The organism is Mesorhizobium sp. XAP4 (assembly GCF_029269325.1).
GTDB classification, from domain to species: domain Bacteria; phylum Pseudomonadota; class Alphaproteobacteria; order Rhizobiales; family Rhizobiaceae; genus Mesorhizobium; species Mesorhizobium ciceri.
In genome coordinates this window covers 260,070-282,438 of sequence record NZ_JARIXW010000003.1, presented here as the reverse complement: position 1 = coordinate 282,438, position 22,369 = coordinate 260,070, and the positions used below count along the sequence as shown (strand labels likewise).

Here is a 22,369-nt window from a genome sequence, read left to right as displayed (position 1 = left end):
CGCGCAAACTGTGTTTCTGCGACAATTGAAATCCGGCAAACCTGTAAAAATATATTCAGCAAAAAGGCCGCCTGCAGCAAGCGGCTGCAGGCGGCCTTCGATAGCGAAAGTTACTTGGCGTTCGGGTTCGGCATCCAGGCCGGCATCGCGACATCGGCGTGGGCGAACTGCGGCAGCTTGGCCGACAGGTCCTCCATGTTCTTGATGTCCTTGTCGATGAGGTCCTTCTGGGTGATCAGTGTCGGCGGCACGACGACGTTGTGGCCGGGGTCTTCACCGGCCAGCAGCTGTGCCAGCGCACGCACCGAGACCTGGCCGACGACGGCCGGGTTGGTCGCGGCGGTCGCGGCCCAGGCGCTGTCGGGCTCGCGCATCGCAGCGATGTCCGAGGTCGAAATGTCGGCCGAATAGATCTTGATGCCCTTGTTCAAGCCCGCTTCGTCGACAGCGATCTTCACGCCCTTGGCGAATTCGTCATAGGGAGCGAACATCACCTTGATGTCGGGATGCGCCGTCAGCACCGAACGCGCCTGGTTGGCGACGGAGTTGGCGATCGGATTGTCGAGCGTGCCGAACATCGCGACTTCCTTGATGCCGGCATATTTCTTCTTGACGTCAACCCAGGTCTCGTTGCGGCGGTCGAGCGGCGCGATGCCGGCGACATAGACATAGCCGGCATTCCAGCTTTCGCCATTGTCCTTGACCGCCTGCTCGAGCGCGAGGCGGGCCAGGTCGCGATCGGACTGTTCGATCTGCGGGATCTTGGGGTTTTCGACATTGACGTCGAAGGCCACAACCTTGATGCCGGCGTCGACCGCACGCTGCGCGGCGTCCTTCATCGATTCGGTCAGGCCGTGCTGGATGATGATACCCTGCACGCCGAGCGCGATGGCCTGATCGACCATGTCGGACTGAAGAGCCGCATCCTGGCGGCTGTCGAGGACGCGCAGGTCGATGCCGAGCGCCTTCGACTGCGCCTCGACGCCCGAGAGATAGGCCTGGAAGAAGTCGCCGGTCGAGAGATAGCGCACCAGCGCGATCTTGACGCCGGGCTTGTCGAAGGGCGCCGGCTTGTCCGCGGCAAAAGCCGGGACCTGCATCAGCATGGTTGCGCCGGCCAATCCGAGCGCCACCTTCCCCAGAAGTCTTCTTGTAATGCTCACTTTGTTTTCCTCCACTCTTGTTGAACTCGAAAATCCTGTTCCGGTCGAAAGCTATCTCCTGCCCCTGCCCGAAAGCGCAAAGGTGAAGACAAGGGCGACGACCAGAACCACGCCCTTGATGAAATCCTGCGTGTAGTAAGGCGCGTTCATCATCGTCAGGCCTTGCAGCAAGATGCCGACGAACAGCGCGCCGATGGCTGTGCCGAACGCATTCGGCTTGGCGGCACCCAGCACCGCGTAGCCGATCAGCGCCGCGGCAACCGCATCGAGCAGCAGATTATTACCCGAGGCGATGTCGCCGCGTCCAAGCCGGGCAGCGAGCAAAATGCCGCCGATCGAGGCAAAAACACCTGAAATGACGTAAGCCCAGATCTTGTATGCCTTGACAGGCGCACCGGCGAGTTCGGCGGCGCGCTCATTGCTGCCGACGGCATACATCATGCGGCCGAAACGTGTGTATTCGAGGAAGAACCAGATCAGCACGGCGAGCACGAGCAGCACCACCACCGACACTGGAATGAGGTTCGGGATGAAGAAGTCGAAGCGGTGGCGGCCGAGCGCCAGGAAGGCATCGGAGAATTTGCCGTTGGCGACCGAACCGTCCGGCATGGTCATGCCGGTGGCGATCGAGCGGCCTTCGGTTGGAATGCGCTGCAGGCCGACGAGCAGGAACATCATGCCGAGCGTCGCCAGCAGATCGGGCACACGCATGTAGACGATCAGCCAGCCATTGATCAGGCCGACGATGGCGCCAATGAGCAGGCAGACGACGACCGCGACAAGGGCGTTCTGCTCCAGCACCACCATGACATAGGCGGCCGCCATCATGGCTGAGGTGGCGACCGAGCCGATCGACAGATCAAAACCTCCGACGACCAGCGTGGCGGTGACGCCGAGCGCCAGCACGCCGGTGATGGCGACCGACTGGAAGATGAAAACCGCACTTTGCGGCGAAACGAAACCGTCGGCGGCGGTCGAGAAATAGGCGACGAGCCCGAACAAGAGCACGATGAATCCGTAGCGGATGGCGTGGTCGCGTAATGTCATTCGGCGCTCCCGCGCGCTGCTGCCGTTTTTAGCCAATCCGAACCCATGCTCTTTCCATTCCCATTCCTAACGCCCGTGCTCAGGCGGCACTGTGCAGCGGCCCGCCGGCGACCTCGGCCAACAGGCGGTCGAGATCGACATCGGCATTGCGGTGCTCGCCGACGATGGTCTGTTCCGACATGACCAGGATGCGATCGGCGGTCTCCAGCGCCTCGTCGAGTTCGGTGACGAACAGCAGCGTGGCGCGTCCGTTTGCACTGGCCCTGAGCTTGGCGGCGATGTCGCGCCGGGCGGAAATATCGACGCCCTGAAACGGCTCGTCCAGAATGAACAGTCTCGCATGCTGGGCCATCCAGCGGGCGACCATCACCTTCTGCTGGTTGCCGCCGGAGAGCTCCGACATCTCGTCCTTCTCGGAGCGGCAGACGATGCCCAGCTCCTCGATCTGCCGGCGCGCCGTGGCGCGTTCCAGACGGCGCTTGAGAACAGCGAAACGTGACATGCGCTTGTGAAACGGCAGGCTGATATTTTCCTGGATGTTGAAGCCGCCGACGATGCCGTTCTCGCCGCGGTCCTTGGCAACGAGGAACACGCCGGCGGCGATCGCCTCGCCGGCTGTTTCAGGCGCATAAGGCCTGCCGTTCAGCGTCATTGTGCCGGCCAGCGGCTGGCGCACGCCAAACAGCGTCTCGGCAAGCGCCGTCTTGCCGACGCCGACGAGGCCGGTGATGGCAACGACCTCACCGTCGCCGAGCGTCAGCGAGATCGGCCGTGCGCCTTGTGCGATGCGCAGACCGTCTATCTTGAAGACGGCATTGGCCGAATCCCTGACAACAATCCGGTCGAGATGGATCTTGCGGCCGAGCATGGCGTTGACCGCGCCTTCATAGTCGAGCGGTTTCTTGTCGAAAATGCCTGAGATGATCCCGTCCCGCATGGATACGATGCGGTCGGCCAGCCGCCTTATGTCCGACATACGGTGCGAGATGTAGAGGATGGCCACGCCTTGCTCGCGCAGCCTGTCGATCAGGGCAAACAGCCGATCAGCCTCGGCGCTGGAGAGCGATGAGGTCGGCTCGTCGAGGATCAGCACTTTCGGCTTGTGCGCCAGCGCGCGGGCAATCGCCACCATCTGACGATCGGCCAGCGAAAGATCACTCACCCGCGCCTTCAAATCGATGGCCAGCCCCATGCGGTCGGCAACCGCCTTGGCCTCTCGCCGCACGCGCATTGGATTGAACAGGGTCGGCGCACCGCTGCCGCTCAGCCGGTCCAGCGTCAGGTTGGTGGCGACGTCGAGATCGGCGACGACACCGTCGTTGATGTTCTGATGCACGGTGACGACGCCGGCGCGGATCGCCTCGGCCGGGGTTTTCGGCGCGAAATCCTGGTCGGCGAGCACCATCGTCCCCCCGCCGCGTTCGTAGACACCAGAGATGATCTTGACGAGAGTGGATTTGCCGGCGCCGTTGGCGCCCATCAGCACGGTCACTTCACCGGCATGCAGTTCCAGCGAGACGCCGCCAAGCACCTCGTTATGGCCAAAGGATTTCCTCAGTCCCTCTACGCGGAACACGGCATTGCCGACCATGCGTTCCTCCCTGACATGACGCTATGGGCTGCATCGGCAATTGTCAACACGATTGACAATTGCCAGATCGCTTCCTAGCTTGGCCCGGCCGCCACGCCTCCGTTATGTTGGAAGCGCATATGCGGGAGGATAACGATGACTGAAGAATTGCCGTTCGAAGCCCTGTCGGTCGAAACCCTGGCTGCACGCCTTGGCGGCAACGAGGCGCTGTGCGCGAAGATCGGCAAGGACACCGGCGCCTGGAAGGTCCGCGAGGTCGGCGACGGCAATCTCAACCTGGTGTTCATCGTCGAGGGCGCCAGCGGTGCGGCCGTGGTCAAGCAGGCCCTGCCCTATGTCCGCCTGGTCGGCGACAGCTGGCCGCTGCCGTTGAAGCGCTCCTTCTTCGAATATTACGCGCTGACCAGGCAAGAGGCGCGCGCGCCGGGCTCGGTGCCGGCGATCCATTATTTCGATGAAGGTCAGGCGCTGATCATCATGGAATATCTTGCGCCGCCGCATATCATCCTGCGCCGTGCCCTGATCGACGGCCGCCAACTGCCGAACATCGCCCGGGATATCGGCCTGTTCATGGCCCGCACGCTGTTTCGCGGCTCGGACCTGCATATGACCGCCAAGGACCGCAAGGCCGATCTGGCGCTGTTCGCCGACAATGCCGAGCTTTGCGACATCACCGAAAACCTGGTGTTCTCCGATCCCTATTTCGATGCCAAGATGAACCGGCACACCTCGCCGCAGCTCGACGGCCTGGTCGCCGAACTGCGCGCCGACCGCGACCTCAAGGTCGAGGCGCAGCGGCTGAAGCACATCTTCGCCGCCAATGCCGAAACGCTGCTGCATGGCGACCTGCATTCCGGTTCGATCATGGTCACCGACACGGAGACCCGGATGATCGATCCGGAGTTCGCCTTCTACGGCCCGATGGCTTTCGACGTCGGCATGCTGCTTGCCAATTTCTGGATGTCCTTCTTCTCGCAACGCGGCCACGAACAGAAGGGCAAGCGCGACGCCATGCGCGCCTATCTGCTCGGTGTGACGGTCGAGACCTGGTCGGTGTTCCGCGCCGAGTTTTCGCATCTATGGCGCAGCGAGCGCACCGGCATGCTCTACCAAAAGAGCCTGTTCGAGGACCAGGGCGACATCCTTGCCTCAGAGCAGGCGCTCGACCATGTGCTGCACCAGATCTGGACCGACCTGCTAGGCTTTGCCGGCGTCGAAGTGCACCGGCGCATCCTCGGTCTCGCTCACAATGCCGATTTCGAGACCATTGCCGACGAGGATCTGCGCGCCAGTTGTGAAGCAAAGGCGCTGAAATTCGGCCGCCACCTCGCCGTCAACCGGCGCCAGATCCATAGCATCGACGAGGTCAACCAACTGGCCGCGTTGATCGAACAGGAGAGCAGCATTTGAACGTCGGCGACCGCCACTATCGCACCATCTGGCTGAGCGACGACGGGCGTTCGGTCGATATCATCGACCAGCGCTGGCTGCCGCATGATTTCCGCATCGAGAGGATCGGCACGGTTGCCGGCATCGCCACCGCCATCCGCGACATGTGGGTGCGCGGCGCGCCGCTGATCGGCGTCACCGCTGCCTATGGCGTCGCCATGCAGATGGCCGACGATGCGTCGGATGCAGCGCTCGACGCCGTGTGGGAGACCCTGCACGAGACGCGGCCGACCGCGATCAATCTGCGCTGGGCGCTCGATGAGATGCGGCGCTTCCTGCGGCCGCTGCCAACGGAACAGCGCGCCGCAGCCGCCTATCGGCGGGCCAGTGAGATCGCCGACGAGGATGTCGGCCTCAATCGCGCCATCGGCGAGAACGGTCTCGCCATCATCAAGGCGATCGCGGCACGCAAGCAGAAGGGCGAGCCGGTCAACATCCTGACCCATTGCAATGCCGGCTGGCTGGCGACGGTCGATTACGGCACGGCGACCGCGCCGATCTACCTGGCCACAGAAGCCGGCATTCCGGTCCATGTCTATGTCGACGAGACGCGGCCGCGCAACCAGGGCGCCCAGCTGACCGCCTGGGAGATGGCCGGGCACGGCGTGCCGCACACGCTGATCGTCGACAATGCCGGCGGCCATCTGATGCAGCGCGGCGCAATCGACATGGTCATCGTCGGTACCGACCGCACCACCGCCGACGGCGACGTCTGCAACAAGATCGGCACCTATCTCAAGGCGCTCGCCGCCGCCGACAACGACGTGCCGTTCTATGTCGCGCTGCCGTCGCCGACCATCGACTGGACGGTGCATGACGGACTGGCCGAAATCCCGATCGAGCAACGCTCGGCCGACGAGGTCTCGCTGGTCTGGGGCAAGACCGCCGCCGGCGAGATTGCCCAGGTGCGCATTTCGCCTGAGACGACGCCGGCGGCCAACCCGGCCTTCGACGTGACGCCGGCGCGGCTGGTGACCGGCCTGATCACCGAGCGCGGTGTCGCCAAGGCCTCGCGCGAGGGCCTGAAGCAGATGTTTCCCGAGCGGGCGTAGCCGCTCGCTTCTAGTACAGAGGCTCGGCCATGTGCTTGGGTGTCGGCCAAGTCTCGGTGATACCCGGCTGCACCGGCCGCTCCAGATAGGTCGAGAGCACCACATAGCTGCGCGTCGAGGTGACGCCCGGCGTTTCGTAGAGGCGCGCCAAAAGGCCTTCGAGGGCCCTGGTGTCTTCGGTGCGGACCTTCAGCAGCATGCAGGTGTCGCCGGCGACGGTATGGATTTCCTCCACTTCGGGATATTGCGAGACCGCCATCAGTTCCGGCGTCTTTCCCCAGCCCCTGGTGTCGATATGGACAAAGGCAAGCAAAGGCTTTTTCACCGCCCGGGGATCGATGATGGTGACCGTGTTGCGGATGGCGCCGCTGCGCCGGAGCCGTTTGACCCGCTCATGCGCTGCCGGTGGCGACAAGCCGACGCGATCGCCGAGTTCGGCGTAGCTGATCGTGGCATCATCGACCAGGACACCTAATATTCTTCGGTCTATCGCGTCGAGATCGCGGGCCGCCAGCCTGTTCTGCAGAATGCCATCTGTTTCTTCATCCATGGCGAAATTCCTGGTTCTCCGCTGAATAGAATACGGCCATTATGCCGATATGTCGAACATTGATCAACTTGCACCATTGACTGCCCGAGCCCCGATCCCGGCGCTTGCCTATCTGTTGACGGGCTGCATCGCGGTCATCGGCTCGAACTCGCTTGTGCTGGGTCCGATTGCACCGGCTGTCGCCTCGTCGTTCGGGACCAGCGTGCCGGCCGTGATGATTGCGGCGGCCGCGTTCGGCCTCGGCACCTCTGCCAGCGCGCTGTTCCTGGCGCGCTACATCGACCGGCTCGGTGCTCGCAGAATGCTGCAGGGCGCACTGCTGCTGTTGGCACTGGCGCTGGTCGCCAGCGCCGCGGCACCCACGGTGATCATGCTGGTCGCCGCACAGCTGCTGGCCGGCATCGCCGCCGGCGTCGCCATGCCGGCGATCTATGCCAGCGCGGCGGCCATCGCCCCACCGGGCAGGGAGAGCGGCACGATCGGCGTCGTGCTGACCGGATGGACGCTCAGCATGGTCGCCGGCGTCTCGCTGTCGGCCGTGCTTGCCGATCTTGTGCATTGGCGCGCCGTTTTCGTGGCGGTCGCGGTGCTTGCGGCCCTTGCATGGATGGGACTGACAGTGACGTCGCTCAGCGACACCAGGAAGGCCGGACCGGCGCCCGCCCCGCTGGAAGCGCTCGGCATTCCCGGAATCTTGCCGCTGCTGGTCGCGTGCGCGGCCTTCATGACTTCGTTCTACGGCGTCTATGGCTATCTCGGCGACCATCTTCATGTCGGGCTTGGACAGCCGGTGAGTGCCAATGGCCTGGCGGCGCTTGCCTACGGCATAGGCTTCGGGACGGCTGCTCTGCTCGACGGCATCATCGACAGACTGGGTGCGCGGCGCGTCATGCCGTTTGCCTATCTTCTTGTCGCCGTCGTCTACGTCGCGATGGCGGCGACGAGCGACAGTTTCGGGCTGACCTTGACCATGGTGGCAATCTGGGGACTGGCCAATCATTTCGGCCTGAACGTCCTGGTGATGCGCCTGTCGGCGCTCGATCCGTCGCGGCGCGGCACGATCATGGGGCTGAACAGTGCGGTGACTTACCTCGCGGTCTTTGTCGGCACCACCAGCTTCGGGCCGCTCTACTCCAGCTTTGGTTTTGCCACCTGCGCAATGGTCGCAGCATTGCTGATGCTGATCGCCGCATCGGCGGCGGCGTGGCGCACGCGGTAGTCGAACGTGCTTGGCCCAACCTTCTCACGGTTGACAGCAGCGTCCTGCCCTTTCATACAAAGCCGTTAATGTTCTCAGGGCGGGGTGAAAGTCCCCACCGGCGGTAAGGGTTTCTACCCAAGCCCGCGAGCGCTTTCCGGTCCACGCATCAATGCGTGGATTCTTAAGTGCTAGAGCGTCCTTTACGCGTCCAAGGGACGCGTGGCGCTCTAGTGGAAAGGTCAGCAGATCCGGTGTGATTCCGGAGCCGACGGTTACAGTCCGGATGGAAGAGGACGAAACGGAAGCCGGCCCGCTTTTCGCGGGCTTAATCCGTATCGTGCGTCCTGATTCTGGTTCGAAACGGAAGGATGGACCCATGAATCAGCATTCCCATAAAGACTATGAAACGACCCGCATCGCCGTTATCCGCGCGCGCTGGCATGCCGACATCGTCGACCAGTGCGTACAGGCCTTCGAAGCTGAACTGGCCTCTCTGGGAGGCGAACGCTTCACCGTCGACATTTTCGACGTGCCGGGCGCCTATGAGATCCCCCTGCATGCCAAGACCCTGGCCGGGACCGGCCGTTATGCCGCGATCCTCGGCACAGCCTTTGTGGTCAATGGCGGCATCTACCGGCATGAGTTCGTCGCAAGTGCCGTCATCGACGGCATGATGAACGTGCAGCTGTCGACCGGCGTGCCGGTGCTGTCGGCGGTGCTCACCCCGCACAACTACCACGACAGCGCCGAGCACCACCGCTTCTTCTTCGAGCACTTCACCGCTAAGGGCAAGGAAGCGGCGAACGCCTGCGTGCAACTCCTGGCGGCGCGGGACCTGATCGCGGCCTGAGGTCGTCAAACTGGCCGGATTTCAACCCTGCAACAAGAATTGCGATCGAGAAGCGCTCCGAAGGTTGCGGTTCCCTTGAAATCCCGCCAGAAGCATCAAGGGCCGACCGGCAAACCGGCCGGCCCGCGACGTTGCGCTTGAAACCAGATACGGGAGACTATTGGGTGGCTCGCATAACACTGAGACAATTGCTCGACCACGCCGCCGAATACGGCTACGGCGTGCCCGCTTTCAACATGAACAACATGGAACAGGGCCTCGCCATCATGGAGGCCGCCGAGGAGACCAATTCGCCGGTCATCCTGCAGGCTAGCCGCGGCGCGCGCGCCTATGCCAATGACGTGGTGCTGGCCAAGCTGATCGACGCGCTGGTCGAAATCCATCCCGACATTCCGGTCTGCATGCATCTCGACCATGGCAACAACGAAGCCACCTGCGTCACCGCGATCCAGTACGGCTTCACCTCCGTCATGATGGACGGATCGCTGAAGGAAGACGGCAAGACGCCGGCCGACTACGCCTACAATTCCGGCATCACCAAGCGCGTCGTCGACATGGCGCATTGGGGCGGCGTGTCGGTCGAAGGCGAGATCGGCGTGCTCGGCTCGCTGGAAAGCGGCGGCGGCGAGCAGGAAGACGGCCACGGCGTCGAAGGCGCGATCAGCCACGACCAGCTTTTGACTGATCCCGAACAGGCGGTGGAATTCGTCAAGGACACCCATGTCGATGCGCTGGCGGTTGCCATGGGCACCAGCCATGGCGCCTACAAATTCTCGCGCAAGCCGGACGGCGCGGTGCTGGCCATGAACGTCATCGAAGAGATCCATCGCCGGCTGCCGAACATGCACCTGGTCATGCACGGCTCGTCCTCGGTGCCCGAGGACCTGCAGGAGATCATCAACAAATATGGCGGCCAGATGAAGCCGACCTGGGGCGTGCCGGTCGAGGAAATCCAGCGCGGCATCAAGCACGGCGTGCGCAAGATCAACATCGACACCGACAACCGCATGGCGCTGACCGGCGCCATCCGCAAGGTGCTGACCGAGAACCCGAGCGAGTTCGACCCGCGCAAGTATCTGACACCGGCCATGGCCGCCATGCGCAAGCTCTGCAAGGAGCGCTTCGAACAGTTCGGCACCGCCGGCAACGCGCAGAAGATCAAGCCGCTGCCGGTCGCCGAAATGGCCAAGCGCTACAAGTCGGGCAGTCTGGACCCGAAGTTCGGCTGAGCTGAACGCTGGTATCGAGGGCAGGAGCGCGGCAGCGCCCTGCCCGTTTACCGAACACTATTGAAGCGTCCGCGCCGGCTGACCGGCGTGGTCGCGCGCGATGCCGGCGTCGGCATCCTCGGCGCCAAAAGCACGGTCGAGGCCCGTCGCCACGACCGAGACCCTGAAGCGGCCTTCCATGCCCTTGTCGAAGATGGCGCCAACGATGATGTCGGCATCCTCGTAGACCTCTTCGCGAATGCGGGTGGCGGCCTCGTCGACTTCAAACAGGGTCATGTCCCTGCCGCCCGATATCGAGACCAGCACGCCCTTGGCGCCTTTCATCGACACTTCGTCGAGCAGCGGGTTGGCGATCGCGGCTTCGGCCGCCTTCATCGCGCGGCCTTCACCGGAAGCCTCACCGGTGCCCATCATGGCGCGGCCCATGTCGCGCATCACGGATTTGACATCGGCGAAGTCGAGATTGATCAGGCCTTCCTTGACGATGAGGTCGGTGATGCAGCTGACGCCGGCATAGAGCACCCGGTCGGCAATGACGAACGCATCGGCGAAGGTGGTCTTGGCATCGGCGATCCTGAACAGGTTCTGGTTCGGGATGACGATCACCGTGTCGGCGCTCTCGCGCAGCCGCTCGATGCCTTCTTCGGCCATCTGCATGCGGCGCCGGCCTTCAAAGGTGAACGGCTTCGTGACGACGCCAACCGTCAGGATGCCGGCTTTGCGCGCCGCCTGGGCGATGATTGGAGCCGCACCGGTTCCCGTGCCGCCGCCCATTCCGGCGGTGACGAAACACATATGCGTGCCGGCCAGATGATCCATGATCTCGTCGAGCGATTCCTCGGCCGCGGCGCGACCGATCTCGGGAAGCGATCCGGCGCCCAGCCCTTCGGTGACATGAGCGCCAAGCTGGATCAGCCGCGTCGCCTTGGACATGGTCAGCGCCTGCGCGTCGGTGTTGGCGGCGATGAATTCGGTACCCTGAAGCTGCTCGGCGATCATGTTGTTGACGGCATTGCCGCCGCCGCCGCCGACGCCGATAACGGTGATCTTGGGTCTCATCTCGGAGATTTCGGGCTTCTTGAACTCGGCCATGCCTGTTTCTCCTTCGTCAATTGCGCGCGCTTCACGACCCACCCGCAGACTGCCTTGGGCATATTGCAATCGAGCGGCATGACGCGAATCAGTCCGTTGCGATGGGTACCCCAAAAAGCCAGACAGCGGCCAGAGGTGCAAGTGCATGCGAGGTCAAGATTTGTGATGACCGTTTTGCACAGCGTGGCTCGGGCGCTGCGTGCGCCAGATCTTACCGCAGCGAGCTCGCCGCTCCCGCCGATAGCGGCTGCGCGCTGGTTTACCGGCTCGTGCTTGGCATTCCGCCCTCCAACCTCTATGTTGCGATCGCAGATCGCGCAATTGGTTTTGAAATGCCTCCCGACATACCAGCTAGTGACTTGAAAAAATAAGGAAAAGCGCTTGGCGACAGCCACGTCTGTTTTCCTAAAACTCACCAGCTATTTTTACCAGGGACGTGCGGCCGGTCAGGCTGCGGCACCTTCGAAAACCAGAGGTTTTAAATTGAGCGATGCAATTGCGGACGTTTTGAACTGGCTTGAAAGCAGAACCGACATCCAGAGCCTGAGGGCGGCGGTGTGCGACCTCAACGGCATCATGCGCGGCAAGCGCATTCCCGTCGAGCAGGCAAGAAAGGCGCTGGAAGGCAAGCTGCGCATGCCTTTTTCGCTGATCGGACTGGATGTCTGGGGCGAAGACATCGAAGGCAACAGCCTGGTTTTCTCGACCGGCGATGCCGATGGACTGTGCCAATGGACCGGGCGCGGCATTCTGCCGGTGGCCTGGACGGCGCATCCGACGGCACTTGTCCCGCTGTGGCTTGCCGACGAAAGCGGCGCGCCCTATCTCGGCGACCCGCGACGGGCGCTGGCCCGCATCCTCGATCGCTACAAGGCCCTGGGCCTGACCCCGGTCGCGGCAACGGAACTCGAATTCTACCTCGTCGATCCGCAATCGCAGCGGCCGGTCGGCCCTGTCTCGCCGGTGACCGGACGCCGGCTCGATTCCGACGCGGCGCTGTCGATCGACGAAATCGACGATTTCGAATCCTTCATCCATGACGTCTACGAGGCTTGCCGGACGCAAGGCATTCCCGTCGACACGGCCATCGCCGAAAACGGCGTCGGTCAGTTCGAGATCAATCTGAACCATGTCGCGGACGCGTTGCGGGCGGCTGACGATGCGGTGCTGTTCAAGCGCACGGTGAAGGGCATTGCCCGCAAGCACGGCTTTGCCGCCTGCTTCATGGCCAAGCCCTATGGCGACCGGGCGGGCAACGGCTTTCACGTTCATTTCAGCCTGGTCGACGGTGAAGGGCGCAACGTCTTCGACGACGGCACCGACCAGGGCTCGGAGACCATGCGCCATGCAGTCGGTGGCCTGCTTGCGGCAATGGCCGAGAGCACGCTGGTATTCGCGCCGCACTTCAATTCGTACCGCAGGCTGCGCCCAAGATCCTATGCGCCAACCGCGGTCGCCTGGGGCTATGAGAACCGCATGGTCGCGATCCGCATTCCGGGCGGACCGACCGCTGCTCGCCGTATCGAGCACCGCGTATCGGGAGCCGACGCCAACCCCTATCTGGTGCTCGCGGCCATATTGGGCGCCGCACTGACCGGCATCGAAAGACAGTTGTCGCCCGGTGATCCGATCGGCACAGACGGCCAGGGACTTCCGCCGGCAAAGCTTCCGCCGGACTGGGCATCCGCCATCGCCGCCTTCGAGAGCGGGACGCATGTGGCGGAGATTTTTCCAGCCATCCTGCGCGACTCCTTTGTGGCCTGCAAACGCCAGGAGCTGAACACATTCGCGCTCAATGTCAGCGACTTCGAGATCGAGACATACCTCGAGAGCGTCTAGATCGGGTTACGCCAGTACGGCCAAGCTGGCGCGCATCGGCCAATCATGTCCTGGCGGCCGCGATACGGTCGGCAGGCCTCGGGCTTCCTGCGTACCGAACCCTAATCGCGTCAGGCAGGCTCGCGCCAGGGCCGCATTGCTGTCGATGACGAGCAATCCATTCACGTCGTTGAGGCTGGCAGCCACCACCGACAGTTCGGTGCAGCCGAGCAGGGCGGCATCGGCGCCGGCCGCTTGCGCGATGTCGAGCGCGCGCTCGGTTTCAACCGCCGCATCCACGATCGAACCCGCCTTGACGAGGCTGATCGCGCTGTCGACGCACGCCTGAAATTCGGTGTTCGAGGGAAGGCAGAGCTCAAATCCCGCCGCCGACATCCTGTCCTGATAGAAGCCGGAGGCCAGCGTGCCTTGGGTGGCGAGAACAGCAACCCGGCCCCGCTCCAGGCTACGACGCGTCTCCGCCACCACGGCGTCGCCGATATGGATGATTTCCGCGCGCGAATTCGCCGCCAGTTGGTCGTACCAATGATGGGCGGTGTTGCACGGCATCGCGACGCAGGCGACGCCGAGCGCATTGAGCGTCGCGACCGCGGCTTTCAAAGGCGCCAGCGGGCCGTCATGGCCGGCAAGGATGGCTTCGGTCCTGTCGGGCAGCTGCGGTACGCTGAGGATCACGGCAGGCACATGTTCGTTGTCTCTGAACGCCTGGGTCATCCGGGTCAATTTGAAGTAGAAGTCAGCCGATGCAAGCGGCCCCAGGCCGCCGATAATGCCGAGCTGGGGACGGATGGTGTCGTCGATCATCTGGCAGGCTCGGCTTCGAGCTGTTCCGAGACGGTTTCAGGCTGTGTCGCCTCCCTGTGGCTGGGAGCGATCATTGCCGTACTCGCTGCGACGGTGCAGACGCTGGCCAGCGTCATGAACGTGTCCACGGCCGCATCCACCGCGACGAACAGGGCGAACGCCGCCTCGAAGGGAAGCTTTAGGTAGCCGCAGACGATGGACATCTGCGACAGGATGAGCAGGCTGCCCATGCCGCCGGTGGTGAGCGCGAGAAGCGCCGAGATGATGCCGACGAGCACGAGGTCGGGGACTGCAAGCGGATGGCCGTAGAGCTGGGCGATGAACAGCGCACCCGAAGTGTAGAGCAGCGCCGGGCCTGTACGCAGCAAAGCCGCCTGCAGCGGCACCAGCAGTTCCACGACCACCAGGCTGAACCGCAGGCGCTCGCTCAAAAGGTTGATGACCCATGGCAGCGAGGCGACCGTAGAGCGTGTGGTGATGGCCACCATGAGAAGGGGCTGGCAGGTCTTGATCGTCGTCCAGTAGCTTCGTCGCGACCGGATGGCGATAATGGCAAAGGCCCCGGCAACGAATATGAGGCAGGAAAGACCCATCACCAGCAGGTAACCGCCCATCAGCGTGAGCGGCTTGGTTCCGGTCGACGCGGTCTGGTCCGCGATCAGGATGAAGGTTGCAAAGGGCAACCCCCAGATGAACCAGTTGGTCAGCACCGTACAGGCCCTGTAGACCGCGTTGAGCGCCTGCGTCAGGCTCATGGACGAGGGCTGGGGAATCTTCCCCATCGCGAGCCCGAAAAGCAGGCAGAACAGCAGAACCTGGATGGTCTGTCCCGAGGCCAGCGCATTGAAGACGTTGTTCGGCACCAGGTCGAGCAGGATCGAATGCCCGCCGCTGGGATCCCCATTGGAGGGCGGCGGCTGGAACGGGAAGGCGAGATCGGTGGACACGCTGCCTTGCGAATTGATGAACTCGCCAAGCTCGATGCGCGACTGGGGATTCTCGATCTGGCCCGGCTGCAGGATCAGCGACAAGGTGCCGCTCACCAGCACGGCCAGGAACGACACGACCAGCACGGCCATACCCACCTTACCGAGGTAGCGGACCGATTTCGGGTCCTGGACCATCGCCGTGATGGAGAAGATGACCGACGAGACCAAATAGGGCAGGACGACCATCTTGAGGAAATTCAGGTAAAGTTGTGCGACAGGGCTGATCGCATGGGCAAAGTCTGGATAGTAGAGGCCGCACAGGATTCCTGCAGCAATCATCGCAATCGTCGTCACCGGCGATCGCAAGATACGCCTTGCCGCGAGACGCCAATCGAAAGGCAGGGGTCCGGCTACGTCGGAGATGGCCATTGTCAGGCTTTGCTCCCCAGGCGATAGCGGGCGATGATCTCGTCCGTGTTGAGAATCTGCTGACCCCGCGCGAGGTCGAGATACAGATCGACAAAGGCCGCGAGATGCGGATTGTCCGGCCGCACGCCGACTGCGATCGTATCGACCTTGTCGGTCAGCGTGATGGAGCGCGCTACGACTGTCATCGACGGATCGTCGACCATCAGCTTCTTGATCTCGAAATCATCGCGATAGGCCATGTCGATCGTCCCGTTTCGGATCGCATCGATGATCAGATCCCAGCTTGCCAAGCGATGGATTTGCGCATGTGGGAAAGTCGTGGCCGCATAAGTGGCGAAGGAAGAGCCCTCGATCACGCCGAGATCGCCTGAGAAATCACGGACAATCTGTTCTGGCGGCTTGCCTTGCGCGATACGCGCCAGGTTGAGGCGGTTGGCGATCAGCCCTTGCCGCAGCATGGCGTAGGGGCGGGAATAGATGATCGACCGGCCGCGCTGAAGCGTCCTGCTGAGCTTGCCAATCGCCATGTCGGCCTGTCCGGAACTGACCTGTCTGACGATATCGTCGAACGTTGCGGCGGATCGGTCGAACACCGGCTCGACCCCAAGCGCCGCGGCGATGCCGTGGGCCAGTTCCATGTCTATGCCATTGTCCCCCGATCCGTCGGCCGGGAAGAACGGATTGGAAGCGAAGACCGGCATTGCGATGCGCAAGGCATCGCCGCTCGCGATCGGCGTTGGGGCGTTCTCCGCCTGCTGTCCTGGAGTGTTGGCCGCCTGGGCTTGCGAGATCAGCAACCCGCCGCTCCCGGCCGCAAGCAGTGTACGACGTGTAACCGGCATACGCGTTCTCAATTAGACCGGGAAAGCCAGCAAGATGCACAACCGACGTTAAACAAACGTATATATTACACTGGGCTTTTTTATGTATCGGATAAGCAGCTCAGAGCCACAAAATATTAGTATCGCCTAATGTAAAAGGAATGGCGGAAGGACCGCGTTACTTCCCGCCAGGCGATCAGTTGGCCCTAGGCGATCAGCTGCACTGTCAAAACGTCTCTGCCCAGGGCCGCAGCTCAAGCTCCGAGCTCCAGGCGCTGCGATGCTGGCGATGGGTTGTAAGATAGGCCTCGGCGATGGCGTCCGGCGATAGACGGCGGTCCGGCCGGTCGGGATCGGCCACCTGTCCGGCCGGCTCGATCTGGCCGTCGATGATGAAGTGGGCGACGTGGATGTTCTGCGGAGCGAGTTCACGGGCCATGGATTGCGCCAGGCCGCGCAGGCCGAATTTCGGCATGGCGAAGCCGGCTGAGCCGGGAAATCCCTTCACACTGGCGGTGGCGCCGGTGAACAGGATCGATCCGGAACCCCGCGCCAGCAGCCGGCGCGCCGCCTGCTGGCCGACCAGGAAGCCGCCATAGGCGCCGACCAGCAATGCCTGTTTGACCGCTTCGGCATCGAGCTCGGCGATCGGTCCGCGGGTGCGCGCGCTGGCGTTGAACACTGCAAGCGCCAGCGGGCCGGCCTTGTCTGCGGTGTCGAACAGGCTGGCGACGGACGCAACGTCGGCAACATCCGTCTCGACGGCCAGCGCCCCGGTTTCGTCGGTCAGAGCGCTGAGCTTCTCGACATTGCGGGCGGCCAGAACCACGCGAAAGCCTTCCCGGGTGAGAAGGCGCGCAAGCGAGGCGCTCAGACCAGCGCCGGCGCCTGCAATGACGGCCACATCGGATGCCATGATTTTTCACTCCTTGCGGATTTCGGCGGAAGCGTTCGCCAGATCAGGCAAGGTCGCGCCTTCGGGGCTGACAGGCAAGAGGTGGCATCTCGGCGGTTGTTGAGCCAGACGGCTGCAGAACCAACGTTGCGCGGTCCAGCATCGCCTGTGGCGCTACGAAGGCCGCTCGGCCTTCAGCACCGAGACCGCCGCTTCGACAGTGGCAAGGCTTGGACCTTGCCCGCCAACCGGATTCATCTGACCAACGTTTTGTCGGTCGAACCGTTAGGCCTCGCAAAGCTGTCGGCGATCTCATCAATGGGACTGGAGCACGGTCCCGAAAAGTGGGAAACGGTTTTCGGAAGAGATCATGCTCAACAAGGAAACGACTATGGAACCAATCTGGGCCGTCGGCCTGATGACCGGCACGGTGCTGGACGGCAACATCGACGTCGCGCTGATCAAGACCGATGGCGAACGCATCGAGGATTTCGGCACCTACCGGCTGATGCCCTATCCTTCGTCGATCCGCTCCCTGCTGGAAGAGACGCTGACGCAGGCGCGGGCGTGGAATTTTGTCGGGCCGGAGCCGGCGATCTTCCGCACCGCGGAAGAAGCCCTGACGCGCGCGCAGTCGGCGGCGGTCAAGGAATTGGTCGAGAGCTATGGCATGACGATGGCCGACATCGGCGTCGTCGGTTTTCACGGCCAGACCGTGCTGCATCGTGCGCCGCAGGTCGGACGGCTTGGCCAGACAAGGCAGCTCGGCGACGGTGAACTGATGCACGCGTTATTGGGCACCAAGGTCGCTTACGATTTCCGTTCGGCCGACATGCGCGCCGGCGGACAAGGCGCGCCCTTGGCCGCGGCCTACCACACCGCGCTGATGCGCAGCGCCGGCGCCAGCGGCGAGGTGGCGGTGCTCAATCTCGGCGGCGTCGCCAACATCACCTGGTGGGACGGTGCCGACAATGTCGTTGCCTTCGATACCGGCCCCGCCAACGCACCGCTGAACGATTTCATCAAGTCGAAAGGGCTCGGCGAAATGGACCGCGACGGCGCGCTTGGCGGGGCGGGCAAGGTGGACGAGGAGCGCTTGGCAAAGCTGCTGCAGCACCCTTATCTCAGCAAAGCCTACCCAAAATCGCTGGACCGTTTCGACTTCGGCGCGGCGATGGCGGACGGCCTAAGCGCCGAGGATGGCGCGGCGCTGCTCACCGCCTTCACCGCTGCGGCCGTCGGAAAGGCGCTCGACCTCTTGCCGCACCGGCCGAAGAAACTCGTGGTCAGCGGCGGAGGTCGCCATAATCCGACCATGATGGCGATGCTGGCCAGCCGCGCCGGCGTCGAGGTGGTGCAGGCCGAGAGCCTGGGCTGGAGCGGCGACGCGGTGGAGGCGGAATGCTTTGCCTTCCTCGCGGTTCGCGTGCTGCGCGGGCTGCCGATCAGTTTTCCGAGCACGACCGGCGCACCGCGGCCGATGCAGGGCGGAAAACTCGCCGGTTAAGCCAGTTTCTTCTGCAGGAAGATGCGGCTGCGGCCGACGGGGAAGTCGGCAAGTGTTCCAAAGGGCTGATAACCCTGGCGCTGATAGGCCTTGGCGGCATTCGGATTGAAGGTGTCGATCCAGGCGTTTCGACAGCCGCGCGCCACCGCTTCATGTTCGGCTGCGTCCAGCATCTTGCCGGCCGTGTGCTGGCCGCGCAGCCGCTCATCCACCCAGAGCCATTGCACATAAAGCCAGCCCCAGGCGGTGTAACCGGAAATGCCGGCTACGACCGCGCCGGCGTCGTCGCGCACGAACACCGCAAGCGCTTGCCTTTCGGACGCGCCGACATCGCCGTCGTTGAACGCCGTCAGCCTTTCGCTGAGAAAAGTGAGGTCTTGCGGCGAGGGATTTGCCGTCGTTTCCAGTGTCGTGTTCATCGCTTTTCCGAGATGGGTTGCGTATCGGCATCGCCGCCATTGCGAAATTCGGACGCGGCAATGCCGTAGCGCTTGAGCTTGTCGTAAAAAGTCTTGCGCGGCACGCCGAGCGCGTCGATGGCGGCGCGCACGTCGCCGCCATGGTCGCGCAGCGCATCGCGGATCAGTTGCGCCTCATAGTGGCCGACCCGTTCGGGCAATGCTGCCGCAGGCTCCGGCGAATGCGCGCGAACCGTTTTCATCTCCTCGTCCGGGCCGAGACCGAGCGCGACGCGATCGGCGAAATGGGCGAGCTCGCGCACATTGCCCGGCCAGTCATGCGACTGGAGATGATCGCTGACGGCTGCATTCACCTTGGCGACAGGCCGGCCAAACCGTTCGGCCGCCTTGCCGAGGAAATGCCCGAACAGCATCGGGATATCGCCGCGGCGTTCACGTAGCGGCGGAATGCGCAGCGTCACCACGTTGAGGCGAAAATACAGATCCTCGCGAAAATCGCCGCGCTGGTCCGGCCGCCCGAGATCGACCTTGGTCGCCGCGACGACCCTGAGATCGATGCGCCGGATCTCGTTCGAGCCAAGCGGCGTGAGGCTGCGCGTTTCGAGCACCCGCAGCAGCTTGACCTGGAGCGCAGGCGGCATGGATTCGATCTCGTCGAGAAACAGCGTGCCGCCGCTGGAATGCTCGATGCTGCCAATCCGCCGCCGCTGCGCGCCGGTGAACGCGCCAGCCTCGTGGCCGAACAACTCGCTTTCGATGACCGTCTCCGGCAGGGCGCCGCAATTCAGCGCCACGAAGGGTTTTGCGCGCCGCCGCCCCCATCGGTGCAGGAGGTCCGCCACCACTTCCTTGCCGGTTCCCGTTTCTCCCTCGACCAGCACATCGACATCCATGTCGGCGATCTGGCGCAAGGTCTCGCGCAACCGCTTGATGGCAGGCGCCTCGCCGATCAGCGGCAGGCCGTCGGCGGCCAATGCCGCGGCTTCGCGCAGCCGCCGGTTTTCCATCACCAGCCGCCGCTTTTCCGATGCCCGTTTCAGCGCCTCGACAAGGCGTTCTCCGGCATAGGGTTTCGGGATGAAATCGTAAACGCCGTCCTTGAGCGCGGCCACAGCGAGATCGACATCGCCATGCCCGGTAACCAGGATCACCGGTATATCCGCGTCGATCGCTTTGATGCGATCGAACAGCTGCAGCCCGTTCATGCCCGGCATGCGGATATCGCTGACGACGACGCCCTCGAAATTCCTGTCGACGACGGCAAGTGCTGCCTCGGCGGCGTCGAGTGCGACCACCGTGAAGCCGGCAAGCTCGAGCAATTGCGTGGTGGCGTGAAGGAGGTCCGCATCGTCGTCGACGAGCGCGACCAGCCCTGATCCGTCTGTCATTCAATTCGCCTCAAATCGATGGTGAAGGATGCGCCGCTGCCATTGCCGGGATCGAGCCGCAGCGTGCCGCCCAATTCCTGGGCGATCTCCTGCGAGATCACCAGCCCCAGGCCAAGCCCCTTCTCCTTGGTGGTCTGGAACGGCATGAACAGATTGCCAGCCGCCTCCGGACCAAGGCCGGGTCCATTGTCGCGCACCGAAATCAGCACCCTGTCGTCGCGCTCGGCAAGTTCGATCTCGATGCGGGGATCGGGCTGGTCCTTCATCGCGTCCAATGCATTTTGCAAAAGATTGACCAGGATCTGCTCCAGCCGGATGCGGCTCGCCATGACCACCGGCGAGGCATTGCCGCGCGGCCTGACGATGGTGACGCCGGAATCGCGTATGCGGCCTGACAGCAGCGACAGCGCGCCGTCGATCGCCTCGCGCACCGGCAGCGGCGAAGCGGCGACGCCCGGCCGGCGGGCGAAAGTGCGCAAGGTGCCGGTGATCGCGCCGATGCGTTCGGTCATCGAAACGATCGATGTCAGATTGCCGCTGGCCGATCCGGTCTTGCCGCTGTCCAGAAAACGACCTGCATTCTCGGCATAGGTGCGGATGGCGGCGACCGGCTGGTTGATCTCATGCGCCACGCCGGCGGCGATCTGGCCGAGGATGGAAAGCCGGTTGGCCTGGGCGAGATCGTCGCGCAGTCGGCGGACCTTGGCTTCGGCATTCTCGCGCTCGGCGATTTCGCCGGCAAGTGCGGTGTTGGAGCGCGTCAGCTCGGCCGTTCGCGTGCTGACCCGGCTTTCGAGCTCGGCATTCATGCGCGCCAGCGCTTCCTGCCGCAGCCTGCGCGTTCGCCGGCGCCGGGTCAGCACGTAGGCAATCAAGCCTAGAAGCAGCAAGCCCAGGAGCGTGGTCAGGCGCGCCGTATTGGCGGCCGAGGAGAGAGCAGCGTCGGCGGGCGTCAGCAGCCACAGACGCCAGCCTGGGACTGCACCGGGCAAATCCTGCACCACCTCGACGAACTGGCGTGGTTTTCCGGCGTTGTCGATCGTCGCCAGGCCATCGCCGGCGCCGCGTCTGAACGGCAGCGGCTCGAAGGCAGCATCGGCCAATTGCAGTTGCTCATGGGCGGCGGCCACGTCCTCGGCCGACAGTGGTGCCAGCGCACGAAACCGCCAGTCGGGCTGGCTGGTGGCCAGCACGACGCCTCGTTCATCGGTGACAAAGACAAGGAAACCGCTGGAACGCCAATTTGCCTCGACGCCGTCGAGCTCGACCTTCAACACCGCAACGCCAAGCGGCTTGCCGTTATCGTCGACGCGGCTCGAAAGGTAGAGTCCCGGCCGTCCGCTGATCGTGCCGAGGCCATATTGGCTGGCAGCACCTTTCGCCATCGCCTCCTGAAAATAGTGCCGGAAATTATAGTCGATGCCGACAAAGCTGGTCGGTTCGCCGGCATTGCTGGCTGATATGGCGATGCCTGCCGTATCGATGACATAGATGGCGGAGGCCGAGGCATCGCCGGCAATCGCCTTGAGCTTGTCGTTGAGGGCCGCTTCTTGCATCTTCCCGGCCCGGCGCAGCGCGCCCCGCACAGCATCGTCGCGGGCCAGCACCAAGGGAACCAGGCGCTGCTTTTCGATTTCGCCGGTCAGCGTTCCCGCCGCCAGCGGCAGAGCGGCAAGTGCTGTGTCGCGCAGATTGTCGGCCGCCTGGCCGGAGGCGATGCGCCCGGCGATGGCGATCGCGCCGGCCAGGAAAGCCAGGGCTGCGACCACGACAAGCCAGCGGCCATCGCGCAGCCGGGCCACCGCCTCGCGCAGCAACTCACGGCCGGCAAACCCTTGGGATTCGCTATCGGTGCCTGCCTGCGGCGTCTGCCCTCTCCCTTTTCTTCGCGGCTTTCCGGTCAGTGTAATGCGAAAATCCGCCCAGGCAAACGCCACTTGTGCGGAAATCCGCACAAGTATTGTCCGCGCGACCTCTGACAAAGGCGGAAATCCGCGATTCCGGCCTTTCCCCGATCTGGCACGACGCTTGCAAAACTGCTTTCAGCGGCGTGCGACCGGAGCGCCGCGATGGGAGAAGTCACGCAGGCGATCCGTTTTCGCCCATCCGGCCAG

19 protein-coding genes and 1 riboswitch are annotated in these 22,369 nt (G+C 63.6%); of the genes, 7 read left to right on the top strand and 12 right to left on the bottom strand.

Annotated elements, in window-relative coordinates; all coding sequences use genetic code 11:
* Positions 1 to 110 precede the first annotated feature (110 nt).
* The 3 genes from P3C39_RS14800 to P3C39_RS14790 all read right to left on the bottom strand — a co-directional run bounded on the left by P3C39_RS14800 (position 111) and on the right by P3C39_RS14790 (position 3,801).
* Complete coding sequence (locus tag P3C39_RS14800) at positions 111 to 1,163, bottom strand: substrate-binding domain-containing protein (protein WP_023808755.1); 1,053 nt, start codon at positions 1,161 to 1,163, stop codon at positions 111 to 113.
* A gap of 51 nt (positions 1,164 to 1,214) precedes the next feature.
* Positions 1,215 to 2,210, bottom strand: a complete 996-nt coding sequence (locus P3C39_RS14795; RefSeq protein ID WP_027163850.1) for an ABC transporter permease — start codon at positions 2,208 to 2,210, stop codon at positions 1,215 to 1,217.
* Positions 2,211 to 2,289: 79 nt separating this feature from the next.
* A complete protein-coding gene (locus P3C39_RS14790; protein WP_013532922.1) occupies positions 2,290 to 3,801 on the bottom strand; it encodes a sugar ABC transporter ATP-binding protein in 1,512 nt (503 codons plus the stop codon).
* Between the two features lie 135 nt (positions 3,802 to 3,936).
* On the opposite strand from P3C39_RS14790, the gene mtnK reads away from it, so the two are divergent.
* Complete coding sequence (gene mtnK, locus P3C39_RS14785) at positions 3,937 to 5,211, top strand: S-methyl-5-thioribose kinase (protein ID WP_275953802.1); 1,275 nt, start codon at positions 3,937 to 3,939, stop codon at positions 5,209 to 5,211.
* Entirely contained in the window at positions 5,208 to 6,302 is a 1,095-nt protein-coding gene (mtnA, locus tag P3C39_RS14780; RefSeq protein ID WP_063171610.1) for an S-methyl-5-thioribose-1-phosphate isomerase, read from the top strand. The genes mtnK and mtnA overlap by 4 nt, the downstream gene beginning before the upstream one ends.
* A 10-nt stretch (positions 6,303 to 6,312) precedes the next feature.
* Here the strand turns inward: mtnA and P3C39_RS14775 are convergent, their stop codons facing one another.
* On the bottom strand, positions 6,313 to 6,852 hold the full coding sequence (locus P3C39_RS14775; protein ID WP_275953803.1) for an Lrp/AsnC family transcriptional regulator: 540 nt from the start codon (positions 6,850 to 6,852) through the stop codon (positions 6,313 to 6,315).
* A gap of 49 nt (positions 6,853 to 6,901) precedes the next feature.
* On the opposite strand from P3C39_RS14775, the gene P3C39_RS14770 reads away from it, so the two are divergent.
* From P3C39_RS14770 to fba, 3 genes are all read left to right on the top strand, one after another.
* Entirely contained in the window at positions 6,902 to 8,071 is a 1,170-nt protein-coding gene (locus tag P3C39_RS14770) for an MFS transporter (RefSeq protein ID WP_275953804.1), read from the top strand.
* Positions 8,072 to 8,137: 66 nt separating this feature from the next.
* Positions 8,138 to 8,352: riboswitch (FMN riboswitch) on the top strand.
* 77 nt (positions 8,353 to 8,429) lie between these two features.
* Complete coding sequence (locus P3C39_RS14765) at positions 8,430 to 8,903, top strand: 6,7-dimethyl-8-ribityllumazine synthase (protein ID WP_275953805.1); 474 nt, start codon at positions 8,430 to 8,432, stop codon at positions 8,901 to 8,903.
* 164 nt (positions 8,904 to 9,067) lie between these two features.
* Positions 9,068 to 10,132 (top strand): class II fructose-bisphosphate aldolase, encoded by a 1,065-nt coding sequence (gene fba / locus P3C39_RS14760; protein ID WP_224674009.1) that lies wholly within the window; start codon positions 9,068 to 9,070, stop codon positions 10,130 to 10,132.
* 57 nt (positions 10,133 to 10,189) lie between these two features.
* Here the strand turns inward: fba and ftsZ are convergent, their stop codons facing one another.
* A complete protein-coding gene (gene ftsZ / locus P3C39_RS14755) occupies positions 10,190 to 11,224 on the bottom strand; it encodes a cell division protein FtsZ (protein ID WP_013532929.1) in 1,035 nt (344 codons plus the stop codon).
* A 483-nt stretch (positions 11,225 to 11,707) separates the two neighbouring features.
* On the opposite strand from ftsZ, the gene P3C39_RS14750 reads away from it, so the two are divergent.
* Entirely contained in the window at positions 11,708 to 13,063 is a 1,356-nt protein-coding gene (locus P3C39_RS14750; RefSeq protein WP_013532930.1) for a glutamine synthetase family protein, read from the top strand.
* Between the two features lie 6 nt (positions 13,064 to 13,069).
* Here P3C39_RS14750 and P3C39_RS14745 read toward each other — a convergent pair whose 3' ends face one another.
* The 4 genes from P3C39_RS14745 to P3C39_RS14730 all read right to left on the bottom strand — a co-directional run bounded on the left by P3C39_RS14745 (position 13,070) and on the right by P3C39_RS14730 (position 16,962).
* Positions 13,070 to 13,867, bottom strand: a complete 798-nt coding sequence (locus P3C39_RS14745; RefSeq protein WP_275953806.1) for an amino acid racemase — start codon at positions 13,865 to 13,867, stop codon at positions 13,070 to 13,072.
* Entirely contained in the window at positions 13,864 to 15,135 is a 1,272-nt protein-coding gene (locus tag P3C39_RS14740) for a cation:dicarboxylase symporter family transporter (RefSeq protein ID WP_275953807.1), read from the bottom strand. Before P3C39_RS14740 ends, P3C39_RS14745 begins: the two co-directional genes overlap by 4 nt.
* Positions 15,136 to 15,227: 92 nt before the next feature.
* Positions 15,228 to 16,067, bottom strand: coding sequence for a transporter substrate-binding domain-containing protein (locus P3C39_RS14735; protein WP_275953808.1), 840 nt, complete (start codon positions 16,065 to 16,067; stop codon positions 15,228 to 15,230).
* Positions 16,068 to 16,272: 205 nt separating this feature from the next.
* Positions 16,273 to 16,962: an SDR family NAD(P)-dependent oxidoreductase gene (locus tag P3C39_RS14730; RefSeq protein ID WP_127366292.1), complete on the bottom strand. Its 690-nt coding sequence runs from the start codon at positions 16,960 to 16,962 to the stop codon at positions 16,273 to 16,275.
* A gap of 370 nt (positions 16,963 to 17,332) precedes the next feature.
* Between P3C39_RS14730 and P3C39_RS14725 the strand changes: the two genes are divergently transcribed.
* Positions 17,333 to 18,448, top strand: a complete 1,116-nt coding sequence (locus P3C39_RS14725; protein ID WP_275953809.1) for an anhydro-N-acetylmuramic acid kinase — start codon at positions 17,333 to 17,335, stop codon at positions 18,446 to 18,448.
* Here the strand turns inward: P3C39_RS14725 and P3C39_RS14720 are convergent.
* Genes P3C39_RS14720 through P3C39_RS14710 form a run of 3 tightly spaced genes read right to left on the bottom strand, consistent with a single transcriptional unit; the run spans position 18,445 to position 22,210 of the window.
* Positions 18,445 to 18,867 (bottom strand): GNAT family N-acetyltransferase, encoded by a 423-nt coding sequence (locus P3C39_RS14720; RefSeq protein WP_275953810.1) that lies wholly within the window; start codon positions 18,865 to 18,867, stop codon positions 18,445 to 18,447. The genes P3C39_RS14725 and P3C39_RS14720 overlap by 4 nt on opposite strands.
* Positions 18,864 to 20,255 carry a sigma-54 dependent transcriptional regulator gene (locus P3C39_RS14715; protein WP_275953811.1) on the bottom strand — a complete coding sequence of 464 codons (1,392 nt, stop codon included), beginning with the start codon at positions 20,253 to 20,255 and terminating at the stop codon, positions 18,864 to 18,866. The genes P3C39_RS14720 and P3C39_RS14715 overlap by 4 nt, the downstream gene beginning before the upstream one ends.
* Entirely contained in the window at positions 20,252 to 22,210 is a 1,959-nt protein-coding gene (locus P3C39_RS14710) for a sensor histidine kinase (protein WP_275953812.1), read from the bottom strand. The genes P3C39_RS14715 and P3C39_RS14710 overlap by 4 nt, the downstream gene beginning before the upstream one ends.
* Positions 22,211 to 22,369 lie beyond the last annotated feature (159 nt).

Bases quoted from the DNA above. Each gene is read 5' to 3' on its own strand.
- P3C39_RS14725 (WP_275953809.1), top strand. From the start codon at position 17,333: ATGGAACCAATCTGGGCCGTCGGCCTGATGACCGGCACGGTGCTGGAC.
- P3C39_RS14765 (WP_275953805.1), top strand. From the start codon at position 8,430: ATGAATCAGCATTCCCATAAAGACTATGAAACGACCCGCATCGCCGTT.
- P3C39_RS14770 (WP_275953804.1), top strand. From the start codon at position 6,902: ATGTCGAACATTGATCAACTTGCACCATTGACTGCCCGAGCCCCGATC.
- P3C39_RS14795 (WP_027163850.1), bottom strand. From the start codon at position 2,210: ATGACATTACGCGACCACGCCATCCGCTACGGATTCATCGTGCTCTTG.
- mtnK (WP_275953802.1), top strand. From the start codon at position 3,937: ATGACTGAAGAATTGCCGTTCGAAGCCCTGTCGGTCGAAACCCTGGCT.
- P3C39_RS14745 (WP_275953806.1), bottom strand. From the start codon at position 13,867: ATGATCGACGACACCATCCGTCCCCAGCTCGGCATTATCGGCGGCCTG.
- P3C39_RS14730 (WP_127366292.1), bottom strand. From the start codon at position 16,962: ATGGCATCCGATGTGGCCGTCATTGCAGGCGCCGGCGCTGGTCTGAGC.
- P3C39_RS14775 (WP_275953803.1), bottom strand. From the start codon at position 6,852: ATGGATGAAGAAACAGATGGCATTCTGCAGAACAGGCTGGCGGCCCGC.
- P3C39_RS14740 (WP_275953807.1), bottom strand. From the start codon at position 15,135: ATGATTGCTGCAGGAATCCTGTGCGGCCTCTACTATCCAGACTTTGCC.
- P3C39_RS14790 (WP_013532922.1), bottom strand. From the start codon at position 3,801: ATGGTCGGCAATGCCGTGTTCCGCGTAGAGGGACTGAGGAAATCCTTT.
- P3C39_RS14735 (WP_275953808.1), bottom strand. From the start codon at position 16,067: ATGCCGGTTACACGTCGTACACTGCTTGCGGCCGGGAGCGGCGGGTTG.
- P3C39_RS14715 (WP_275953811.1), bottom strand. From the start codon at position 20,255: ATGACAGACGGATCAGGGCTGGTCGCGCTCGTCGACGACGATGCGGAC.
- ftsZ (WP_013532929.1), bottom strand. From the start codon at position 11,224: ATGGCCGAGTTCAAGAAGCCCGAAATCTCCGAGATGAGACCCAAGATC.
- P3C39_RS14720 (WP_275953810.1), bottom strand. From the start codon at position 18,867: ATGAACACGACACTGGAAACGACGGCAAATCCCTCGCCGCAAGACCTC.